This is a genomic window from Kribbella sp. NPDC050281 (assembly GCF_040655855.1).
Taxonomy (GTDB): domain Bacteria; phylum Actinomycetota; class Actinomycetes; order Propionibacteriales; family Kribbellaceae; genus Kribbella.
The window spans coordinates 1-9,437 of sequence record NZ_JBFAKS010000085.1 but is presented as its reverse complement, the minus strand read 5'-3'; the positions used below and the strand labels follow the sequence as shown (position 1 = coordinate 9,437).

13 protein-coding genes are annotated in these 9,437 nt (G+C 68.5%); 6 read left to right on the top strand and 7 right to left on the bottom strand.

The annotated features are described in order from the left end of the window. A partial coding sequence (locus AB0I34_RS43745) for a macro domain-containing protein (protein ID WP_360458534.1) occupies nt 1-416 on the bottom strand: 416 nt, incomplete at its 3' end. A 132-nt stretch (nt 417-548) separates the two neighbouring features. Here AB0I34_RS43745 and AB0I34_RS43740 point away from each other — a divergent pair. Next, complete coding sequence (locus tag AB0I34_RS43740; protein ID WP_360458531.1) at nt 549-1,349, top strand: L,D-transpeptidase family protein; 801 nt, start codon at nt 549-551, stop codon at nt 1,347-1,349. A gap of 5 nt (nt 1,350-1,354) precedes the next feature. Here AB0I34_RS43740 and AB0I34_RS43735 read toward each other — a convergent pair whose 3' ends face one another. The 4 genes from AB0I34_RS43735 to AB0I34_RS43720 form a co-directional block, all read right to left on the bottom strand. Then, complete coding sequence (locus AB0I34_RS43735) at nt 1,355-1,705, bottom strand: DUF2516 family protein (protein WP_131353121.1); 351 nt, start codon at nt 1,703-1,705, stop codon at nt 1,355-1,357. An 81-nt stretch (nt 1,706-1,786) separates the two neighbouring features. Next, the gene (locus AB0I34_RS43730) at nt 1,787-2,308 is read right to left on the bottom strand and encodes a hypothetical protein (protein ID WP_360458528.1); all 522 of its coding nucleotides are present in this window, start codon (nt 2,306-2,308) and stop codon (nt 1,787-1,789) included. 35 nt (nt 2,309-2,343) lie between these two features. After that, a complete protein-coding gene (locus AB0I34_RS43725) occupies nt 2,344-2,787 on the bottom strand; it encodes a helix-turn-helix transcriptional regulator (protein ID WP_360458525.1) in 444 nt (147 codons plus the stop codon). Nucleotides 2,788-2,868: 81 nt separating this feature from the next. Further along, a complete protein-coding gene (locus tag AB0I34_RS43720) occupies nt 2,869-3,621 on the bottom strand; it encodes an SDR family NAD(P)-dependent oxidoreductase (RefSeq protein WP_360458523.1) in 753 nt (250 codons plus the stop codon). Between the two features lie 83 nt (nt 3,622-3,704). On the opposite strand from AB0I34_RS43720, the gene mshA reads away from it, so the two are divergent. From mshA to AB0I34_RS43705, 3 genes are read left to right on the top strand one after another with little or no spacing between them, the layout of a single operon-like run. Next, the gene (mshA, locus tag AB0I34_RS43715; protein WP_360458537.1) at nt 3,705-4,955 is read left to right on the top strand and encodes a D-inositol-3-phosphate glycosyltransferase; all 1,251 of its coding nucleotides are present in this window, start codon (nt 3,705-3,707) and stop codon (nt 4,953-4,955) included. Then, entirely contained in the window at nt 4,952-5,440 is a 489-nt protein-coding gene (locus tag AB0I34_RS43710) for a YbjN domain-containing protein (RefSeq protein WP_131353116.1), read from the top strand. The genes mshA and AB0I34_RS43710 overlap by 4 nt, the downstream gene beginning before the upstream one ends. Before the next feature lie 10 nt (nt 5,441-5,450). Continuing rightward, on the top strand, nt 5,451-6,197 hold the full coding sequence (locus AB0I34_RS43705; protein ID WP_360458520.1) for a phosphoglyceromutase: 747 nt from the start codon (nt 5,451-5,453) through the stop codon (nt 6,195-6,197). Here the strand turns inward: AB0I34_RS43705 and AB0I34_RS43700 are convergent. Continuing rightward, nucleotides 6,178-6,399: a hypothetical protein gene (locus tag AB0I34_RS43700; RefSeq protein ID WP_360458518.1), complete on the bottom strand. Its 222-nt coding sequence runs from the start codon at nt 6,397-6,399 to the stop codon at nt 6,178-6,180. The genes AB0I34_RS43705 and AB0I34_RS43700 overlap by 20 nt on opposite strands. A gap of 84 nt (nt 6,400-6,483) precedes the next feature. Beyond that, on the bottom strand, nt 6,484-7,194 hold the full coding sequence (gene phoU, locus AB0I34_RS43695) for a phosphate signaling complex protein PhoU (protein WP_360458515.1): 711 nt from the start codon (nt 7,192-7,194) through the stop codon (nt 6,484-6,486). Nucleotides 7,195-7,403: 209 nt separating this feature from the next. Between phoU and AB0I34_RS43690 the strand changes: the two genes are divergently transcribed. Beyond that, on the top strand, nt 7,404-8,618 hold the full coding sequence (locus AB0I34_RS43690) for an ATP-binding protein (protein WP_360458512.1): 1,215 nt from the start codon (nt 7,404-7,406) through the stop codon (nt 8,616-8,618). After that, nucleotides 8,615-9,292 (top strand): response regulator transcription factor, encoded by a 678-nt coding sequence (locus AB0I34_RS43685; RefSeq protein ID WP_131353111.1) that lies wholly within the window; start codon nt 8,615-8,617, stop codon nt 9,290-9,292. The genes AB0I34_RS43690 and AB0I34_RS43685 overlap by 4 nt, the downstream gene beginning before the upstream one ends. Nucleotides 9,293-9,437: the final 145 nt, after the last annotated feature.

The window sequence follows — 9,437 nt, the reverse complement described above, 5'->3', positions numbered from 1 at the left end:
GTACGGAGAAGTGTCCGTACGGCGACCTCCGCCGCTGACTGGGCCGGCCAGCCGTAGATCCCCGCGGACACCGCGGGAAGGCTGAGAGTCTTGGCACCGAGCTCGTCCGCGATCCGCAACGCGTTGCGGTAACAGGACTCGAGCAACGCCGGATCCCGTTGTCCCGCGGTGTAGTTCGGCCCGACCACATGGATCACGTACGACGCCGGCAGGGCTCCCGCGGTCGTCCAAGCGGCCTCGCCGGTCGCGGCTCCGTTCGGGTACCGCTCGACCAGTTCCGCGAGGATCTCCGGCCCGCCGGCGCGGTGGATCGCGCCGTCCACGCCGCCTCCGCCGCGCAGTGCGTGATGGGCCGCGTTGACGATGGCATCGGCTGGAATCGTGGTGATGTCCGCCGTACTCAGGACGATCTCCATCGGCTCCCCCGATCACGACTTGCTCACAAAAGCTGCACAATCCGCAGTTCTCAACCTACGCTGGACCGCCAACCAAAAGACCGGTGAGGACGTCCTATGTAGGTAGGACGGGGTCTACCAAAGGGGTTTCCGATGCGCGCGCTGATCATTCGCAACGTGCTGGCCGGTGTCGTCTCCGGTGCCGTGATTGCGGCACTTGCTGGTCTCGGAATGAGCGCAACTGCGGCGCCGACCACCACGACGGACCTGAAGACGGTGCCGTTCGAGGTCAGCGGCGAGCTGCCGATCTACCCGAAGGCGCTGTACAAGAACGGCTCCTCCGGCACTTCGGTGCGCAAGGTCGAGGCCCGGCTGGTCCAGCTGAAGCTGCTCGAGAAGCGCTACCAGGACAACGACTTCGGCACCATGACCCGGTCCGCGGTGAAGAAGTTCCAGAAGTCCAAGGGCATCCCGCAGCTCGGGTACGTCGACCAGAACACCTGGAACAAGCTGTCCGCGATCACCCACGAGCCGACCCAGGCCGAGCTCTTCCCGCCGGCGCCGGTGGTCAACGGCAAGAAGCTGGACGCACGCTGCGCGACCGGCGTGGCGCTCTGCATCGACAAGACCAGCCGCAAGCTGCGGTACGTCGTCGACGGTGTGGTGAAGATGCAGCTGGACGTCCGGTTCGGCGCGGTGAAGACGGCGACCCGCGAGGGCAGCTTCACCGTCGGCTGGAAGAGCCGGAACCACGTCTCGAAGCTGTACGACTCGAAGATGCCGTACGCGATGTTCTTCAGTGGCGGCCAGGCGGTGCACTACTCGTCGGACTTCGCAGCCCGCGGCTACAACGGCGCCTCGCACGGCTGCGTGAACGTCCGGGACCTGGGCAAGATCAAGGTCCTGTTCGACGAGGTCAATGTCGGCGACAAGGTCATCGTCTACCGCTCGTAAGGCTTTTAGAGGGGGCGCGGTCCCCGGCGCCGCCGGATGCCCCAGCCGCCCCGGCCACGGCCGGAGGCGGCGCGCAGGGCCGGCCGGGCGTCGACCAGGTAGACACCGGCGGCGACGATACCGATCAGGCCGAAGAAGCTGAGCCAGCCCTGGAAGATCTGACTGAGCGTGAACACGATCAGGATCAGCATCCAGCCGGGTTTGGTCAGCTTGTCCGCGGCGACGAACACCGCCCGAGGCCGGAACGCCGCGTCCAGCAGCGCGACCAGCTTGAGTCCGAGCAGCACCCACCAGATGATCTCGAGCGGACCTGCGAACCCGGGAAAGAGGTTCGGGAACGTGGCGAGTGGGAGCATGCACACGAGCCTAACCGAAAGACCGGGCGGCCCACCTCTGCTCGGTCGCAGATCGGGGCCGCCCAGTGCGGAAAACTACCGTCAGTCGCCGACCTTGTCGGCAGCGTCCGTGGCCGCCTTGGAGGCGGTCTTCGCGGTCTTGCGGGCGCTCGTCGCGGTCGCCTTCACGGTGCGGGTCGCGGTCTGAGCGGTCTTCTTCGCGGTGGTGCGGGTCGCCTTCGCCTTGCTCACCGTGGTCTTGGCCTGAGTGACCAGGTCCTCGGTGGCCTTCTGGCTGCGGATCCGCTCGACCAGGTCCTTGCCGCGGCCGGCCAGGTCCTCGTAGGTCTCCTCGGCCTGGCCGAGCACGGTGGTGAAACCGGCCTGCGCGACGGCGGGCAGCTCACGCAGCTTGGCCGGGGCGGTCTTCGCGTCGGCCACGAAGGCGTCGAAGCGCTTGGTGACTTCGGACTGCGCCTTGGTCAGCTCGGTCTGCAGGGTCTTCTGGTCCAGCTTGGCGAACCGGGCGGTGACGTCCTCGCTGACCGCGCGGAACTTCTCCACCGCGAGGTCGCCGGCGCCGGCGATCGCGTAGAACGGGGTGACAGGCGTACGGGTAGCCATGGGGCTTCTCCTCGGATGTTTGCAGCAGGATGCGATTACTTGGTGGTGCGTTTGCTTGCCGGGGACTTCTTGGCCGTCGGCTTGGCCGCGGCCGGCTCGTCGGAGGGCGTGTTCTCGCGGACGAAGGACGCGTAGACGTCCAGCAGGACACGCTTCTGCCGCTCGTTCAGGACGGGATCGAGCAGCACCGCGTCGACCACACCGGAAGCGCTCCGGCCGTCGGAACCGTCGTCCGGATCGAGGATGCCGGCCCGCACGTACAGGGTCTCCGCGGAGATTCGCAGCGCCTTCGCGAGCTGTTGCAGCACATCGGCCGACGGTTTCCGCAGGCCGCGCTCGATCTGGCTGAGGTACGGGTTCGACACACCGGCCAGGTCGGACAACTGCCGCAACGACAGCTGCGCGTTCCGCCGCTGCTCGGCGAGGTACTCCCCGACGGAGCCCACCGAACCCGCGACACGATCACTCAACCTGGCCATGCGTCCAGTGTGCTAGCAGAGTGCTTGCAATTGCAAGCAGGCAGGCCGTGAGGCCGCTCACGTCAGGGAGGTACGGCGCTTCTACTGCACCCGGTGAACCTTGTGCTGCGCGGCCTGGGCGCGCGGGCGGACCGTGATCCGGTCGATGTTCACGTGCGACGGACGGGTCGCGATCCAGGCGACGATGTCGGCGATGTCTTCGGAGGTGAGCGGTTCGGCCACTCCGGCGTACACGGCGTCGGCCTTGGCCTGGTCGCCGCTGAAGCGGGTCAGCGCGAAGCCCTCGCTGCGGACCATGCCCGGGGCGATCTCGCAGACCCGCACCGGCTGGTCGAACAGTTCCAGGCGCAGGGTGTCGACGACCGCCGTGGCCGCGTGCTTCGCGGCGACGTACCCGCCGCCGCCCTCGTAGGCGACCTGACCGGCGGTCGACCCCATCACGATGATCGTGCCCTTCCCGGCGACAAGGGCCGGGAGCAACGACTTGGTGACCGCCGCGACGCCGATCACGTTCACCTCGTACATCTGCCGCCAGGCCTCGAGGTCCGCGTCCGCGACCGGCTCGAACCCGAACGCGCCGCCGGCGTTGTTCACCAGCACCTGCAGTTCCTGACCGACCGCCTCGGTCAGCGCCGCCACGTCCTCGGCGGAGGTGACGTCGCACTGCACCGCGCGCCCGTCGATCTCCTTCGCCAGCGCCTCGATCCGGTCCAGCCGGCGGGCCGCGCACACCACCTCGAACCCTTCGCGGGCCAGGTACCGCGCCGAGGCGGCCCCGATCCCACTGCTCGCTCCGGTCACCACGGCAAGAGGACGGCTGTTGCTGGAAGTCATACCCCGATTCTCCCAAACCGGGGCGGAGTTACCCTGACCAGGTGACCGTACCGTCCGCTGACCGTCCCGTTCGGCGGGTCGCGATGATCAGCCTGCACACGTCGCCGCTGGATCAGCCGGGTACCGGTGATGCCGGTGGGATGAACGTCTACGTTGTGGAGCTGTCCAAACGGCTTGCCGGGCTGGGGATCGAGGTCGACGTCTTCACCCGGGCGACCTCGTCGGCGCTGCCCGCCAGGGTCGAGCTGATGCCGGGCGTGATGGTCCGCAACGTCGCCGCCGGGCCGTACGAGGGCCTGAGCAAGAACGAGCTCCCCGCCCAGCTGTGCACGTTCGCGCGGGCCGTACTGCGGGCCGAGGCGATCCACGAGCCGGGCTGGTACGACGTGATCCACTCGCACTACTGGCTCTCCGGCCAGGTCGGGCTGCTGGCCCGCGACCGCTGGGCCGTGCCGCTCGTCCACACCATGCACACCATGGCGAAGGTCAAGAACGCCAGCCTGGCCGAGGACGACGTACCCGAGCCGCCGGCGCGACTCCTGGGTGAGGAGCAGGTGGTCGAGGCCGCGGACCGGCTGCTGGCCAACACCGACGACGAGGCCAACGAGCTCATCACCCTGTACGGCGCTCAGCCCGCGAAGGTCGGTGTGGTCAACCCAGGCGTGGATCTGGACATGTTCAGCCCTGGTGACCAGGCCGCGGCCCGGCGGGAGCTCGGCGTACCCGAGGACGCCGTCGTACTGGCGTTCGTCGGGCGGATCCAGCCGCTGAAGGCGCCCGATCTGCTGATCCGGGCCGCCGCGCGGATGCTCGAGCAGGACCCGTCGCTGCGCAGCCGGCTGGTCGTGGCGATCATCGGCGGCCCGTCCGGCAACGGGATGGAGCACCCGGAGTCGCACGCGGAGCTGGCCCGGGCTCTCGGCGTCGACGACGTGACCCGGTTCGTGAAGCCGATGGAGCGGCCGGGCCTGGCCCAGTGGTACCGGGCCGCATCGGTTGTCTGCGTTCCGTCGTACTCGGAATCCTTCGGGCTGGTCGCGCTGGAGGCACAGGCCTGCGGTACACCGGTGGTCGCGGCGGCTGTCGGCGGGCTGACGACCGCGGTCGTGGATCGGCAGACCGGGCTGCTGGTGCGAGGCCACGGAGTCGGTGAGTTCGCCGACGCGCTGGCCCGGATCGCGACGGATCCGCACACCCGCGAGACGATGAGCCGGGCGGCGGTCAAGCATGCGCAGGCCTTCGGCTGGGAACTGACCGCCAAGAAGACGCTGGCCGCGTACCGCACGGCCACGGACACGATGGCGGCCGAGCTGGCCGCGGAGGTGGCTGGGTGAGAGTTTCGGCGGCGGACGTGATCCGCCAGGTGCTGACCGAGAACGAGCTCGAGTTCACCGAGACGAGTCCGGGGGAGTTCAGCGCCGATCTGCCGGGCGAGCGGAAGCTGAAGACCACCGTCTCGCTGATCGTGGGGGCGCAGGCGGTGCAGGTGCACGCGTTCGTGGCCCGGCACCCGGACGAGAACCACGAGGCCGTCTACCGCTGGCTGCTGGAGCGGAACCTCAAGATGTACGGCGTCGCGTTCGCGGTCGACCACCTGGGTGACATCCACCTGGACGGGAAGGTCCCGCTGCACGCGATCACCCCGACCGAGGTGGACCGGCTGCTCGGCGCGGTGCTCGAATACGCCGACTCGTCCTTCAACACGATCCTCGAACTCGGCTTCGCCTCGTCGATCCGCAAGGAGTACGAGTGGCGCGTCTCCCGCGGTGAATCCACCCGCAACCTGGACGCTTTCAAGGGCTGGCTGGAGCCCAAGTAGTCTGAGAGCCATGACCTATCGCCTCATCCTGCTCCGCCACGGCCACAGCGACTGGAACGCCAAGAACCTCTTCACCGGCTGGGTCGACGTCGACCTGAACGCCCAGGGCGTCGAGGAGGCGCAGCGCGGTGGCGAGTTGCTGCGTGACCGCGACCTGCTGCCCGACGTACTGCACACCTCGGTGCTGCGCCGGGCGATCCGTACCGCCACCATCGCCCTCGAGGTCGCCGACCGCCAGTGGATCGACGTCCGCCGGTCCTGGCGGCTGAACGAGCGGCACTACGGCGGCCTGCAGGGCAAGGACAAGAAGCAGACCCTGGAGGAGCTCGGCGAGGAGCAGTTCATGCTGTTCCGCCGCTCGTACGACACCCCGCCGCCGCCGATCGAGCGCGGCTCGGAGTACGACCAGGCCGGCGACCCGCGGTACGCCGGGCTCCCGTCCGACATCATGCCCACGACCGAGTGCCTGAAGGACGTCGTCGAGCGGATGCTGCCCTACTGGTACGACGCGATCGTGCCGGACCTGCGCGCCGGCAAGACCGTCCTGGTCGCCGCCCACGGCAACTCGCTCCGCGCCCTGGTCAAGCACCTGGACAACCTGGACGAGAAGACCGTCGTCGGCCTGAACATCCCGACCGGCATCCCGCTGTACTACGAACTGGACGAGGACTTCCACCCGATCACTCCGGGCGGCGAGTACCTCGATCCGATCGCCGCCAAGGAAGCCATCGAAGCCGTCAAGAACCAGGGCCGCTGACCTCTGCCCGAAGCTGCTCGAGCAGGGCCTGCAGCTCGGGACTCCGAGCCACCAGCTGAGGATTGTCCTCCAGGAGAGCGAGCTTGCTCTTCTGGAGGATTCTCAGCTGCTGCTCCACCGCGTCGAGGTGCGCGAGCATCTCGGCGCCGTCCATGGCTGACACGTCGGTGTTGACCAGCCGCTCGGTCACAGATTCGTCCATGCCGAGCAAGCTATCGGAAACCTCGCCGCCGCACGTAAAAGGCGCCCCCGGCAACTATCTGCCGGGGGCGCCGTTGTGTCTGGGTCAGTTGGTGCCGTTGGGGTTCGGCGTGGAGGCGCCGGCGCCGGAGCCCGCCGCCGTACCGCCGATGGCGACCGGGAGCTCGCCGGTGACCAGGTAGACGACCCGGCGGGCCATCGACACCGCGTGGTCGGAGATGCGCTCGTAGTACCGGCCGAGCAGGGCGATGTCGACCGCGACCTCGACGCCGTGCGGCCAGGCGTCGTCCATCATCAGCCGGAACTGGTTGGTGCGCAGCTTGTCCATCTGGTCGTCGGTCGACTCCAGCCTGCTCGCCGCCTCGACGTCGCGGCTCTTGATCACGTCACCGGCGGCGTCGACCATCTTGCCCGCCACCGTGCCCATCTCCTGGATCACGTCGTGCAGCTCGTCCGGGATGGCCGGCGACGGGTAGCGCAGCCGCGCGATCTTGGACACGTGCGCGGCCAGGTCGCCCATCCGCTCCAGGTCGGCGACCATCCGCAGCGCGGCGACCAGCATCCGCAGTTCGTTGGCGACCGGCGACTGCCGCGCCATCAGCTCGAAGACCTTCTCCTCGACGCCCTCGCCGGCCGCGTCCAGCTGGATGTCCGACGCGATGACCTCTTCGGCCATCCGGATGTCGGCTTCCAGCAGGGCCGAGGTCGAGCGGCGTACGGCGGTGGACACCGTGCGGGTCATCCGTTCCAGCTCGGCGAGGATGTCGTCGAGCTGCTCGTGGTAGGTGTCACGCATTGTGTTCGTTTCCGATCTCTGGTGTCCGGTTGCCGCGAGGGGCGGAGCGGGCCAGTGCCGGCCCGGTACCCGCCCAACGGTGACCGTATGCCGTCGAGGTTGCCGGATGGCGACGAGTGGTGAACGCCTGATGAACAGTTAGGTCGCGTCCCGGTCATCCGGTGATCATTCGGTCTTTCCCTGCTGGTTGCCCGCGTAGCATCGTTGCCGTGGACCCCACGCTGGCTGCGGTGCTCGGCGGCGTCATCGGCGCGGCCCTGGCTCTGCTTTCACTCGGTGCGATGATGCTCAGCGAGCGGGCCCAGCGCAAGATCCCGGAGTCCCCGGACCCGATCGTCCCGACCGGCGTCGCCACGGTTCTGTCGGTACTGCGTTCGTCCGCCGTCGTCATGGGTCCGGAGGACCAGGTCCTGCAGGCGAGTGCGCCGGCCCACGTGCTCGGCATCGTCCGCGGCGAACGCCTGGTGGTCGACGACATCCTGACCATGGTCCGCGCGGTCCGCCGCGACGGCGAGATCCGGCAGCAGGACCTGGAGATCGTCCGCGGCCGGCTGGGTGCGACGCAGTACGTCAGCGCCCGGGTGGCCCCGCTGGGCAGCCAACTCGTGCTGGTCCTGGTCGAGGACCGGACCCGGGAGCGCCGGCTGGAAGCGATCCGGCGCGACTTCACCGTCAACGTCAGCCACGAGCTGAAGACGCCGATCGGCGCCCTGATCCTGCTGGCCGAGGCGGTCTCGGAGGCCTCCGACGACCCGGAGGCGGTGCAGCGGTTCTCCAGCCGGATGCAGGTCGAGGCGGCCCGGCTGAGCCGGCTGGTCAAAGAGATCATCGAGCTGTCCCGGCTGCAGGGCGACGACCCGCTGGAGAACCCCGGCCCGGTCGACATCAACGCCGTGATCGAGGCCGCGGTGGACCGCTGCCGGGTTGACGCCGAGGACCGCGACATCAAGATCGTGGTGAAGACCGAGCCCGAACTGGAGGTGATGGGCAGCGAGGACCAGCTGTCCATTGCCATCGGCAACTTGGTGGAGAACGCCGTCAACTACAGCCCGGACGGCACCCGGGTCGCGGTCGCCGCGCACCCGATCGGGGACCTGGTCGAGGTGACCGTCAGCGACCAGGGTGTCGGCATTCCGACCGGCGACCTGGAGCGCATCTTCGAACGCTTCTACCGGGTCGACCGGGCCCGCAGCCGGGAGACCGGCGGCACCGGTCTCGGCCTCTCGATCGTCAAGCACATCGCCTCCATCCACGGCGGCGACGTACGGGTCTGGAGTGTCGAGGGCCAGGGCTCCACCTTCACCGTGAGACTCCCGCTGCGGCTCGAACCCGCAGCGGGTCAGACCGACTCCTCCAGCCAGGACGAGCCGGCCCTTTATCTGACGCCTACCCCGTCGGAAAGAACCAAGGAGGCAGCTTCGTGACCCGAGTGCTGGTCGTCGAAGACGAAGAGAGCTACAGCGACGCGTTGTCGTACGTCCTGCGCAAGGAAGGGTTCGAGGTCGCCGTCGCGGAGACCGGCCCGGACGCGCTGGACGAGTACGACCGAGCCGGTGCGGACATCGTCCTGCTCGACCTGATGCTGCCGGGTCTGTCCGGCACGGAAGTGTGCCGGGCCCTGCGCAGCCGGGGCAACGTCCCGGTGATCATCGTCAGCGCCAAGGACACCGAGGTGGACAAGGTGGTCGGCCTGGAGCTGGGTGCCGACGACTACGTCACCAAGCCCTACAGTCCGCGCGAGCTGCTGGCCCGGATCCGTGCGGTGCTGCGCCGTGGCCAGGATGTCGAGCTGCTGCCCGACACGCTGGAGGCCGGGCCGGTCCGGATGGATGTCGAGCGGCACGTGGTGACCGTGTCCGGGACCGAGATCCGGCTCCCGCTCAAGGAGTTCGAGCTGCTCGAGATGCTGCTGCGCAACACCGGCCGGGTGCTGACCCGCGGGCAGCTGATCGACCGGATCTGGGGCGCCGACTACGTGGGCGACACCAAGACCCTGGATGTGCACGTGAAGCGGCTCCGCTCGAAGCTGGAGAAGGACCCGTCGAACCCGCAACACCTGGTCACGGTGCGTGGTCTGGGCTACAAGTTCGAGTCCTGACTCACATCCCCGCAGGGTCGCCAGGGCCTTCGGGGTTAGCTTAGGCTCTCCTTAGTTGAGGCAATCAGTCTAAGGAGAGTCACCATGTCCTGGTCCCGTTCCCGGGTGGTCAGCGCGGTCGCCGCCGTGGTGGTCGCGACCACCA

Excerpts from the sequence above, each read along its gene's own strand:
- AB0I34_RS43705 (WP_360458520.1), top strand. The coding sequence starts at position 5,451 with ATGACCTATCGCCTCATCCTGCTCCGCCACGGCCACAGCGACTGGAAC.
- phoU (WP_360458515.1), bottom strand. The coding sequence starts at position 7,194 with ATGCGTGACACCTACCACGAGCAGCTCGACGACATCCTCGCCGAGCTG.
- AB0I34_RS43740 (WP_360458531.1), top strand. The coding sequence starts at position 549 with ATGCGCGCGCTGATCATTCGCAACGTGCTGGCCGGTGTCGTCTCCGGT.
- AB0I34_RS43735 (WP_131353121.1), bottom strand. The coding sequence starts at position 1,705 with ATGCTCCCACTCGCCACGTTCCCGAACCTCTTTCCCGGGTTCGCAGGT.
- mshA (WP_360458537.1), top strand. The coding sequence starts at position 3,705 with ATGATCAGCCTGCACACGTCGCCGCTGGATCAGCCGGGTACCGGTGAT.
- AB0I34_RS43700 (WP_360458518.1), bottom strand. The coding sequence starts at position 6,399 with ATGGACGAATCTGTGACCGAGCGGCTGGTCAACACCGACGTGTCAGCC.
- AB0I34_RS43720 (WP_360458523.1), bottom strand. The coding sequence starts at position 3,621 with ATGACTTCCAGCAACAGCCGTCCTCTTGCCGTGGTGACCGGAGCGAGC.
- AB0I34_RS43730 (WP_360458528.1), bottom strand. The coding sequence starts at position 2,308 with ATGGCTACCCGTACGCCTGTCACCCCGTTCTACGCGATCGCCGGCGCC.
- AB0I34_RS43725 (WP_360458525.1), bottom strand. The coding sequence starts at position 2,787 with ATGGCCAGGTTGAGTGATCGTGTCGCGGGTTCGGTGGGCTCCGTCGGG.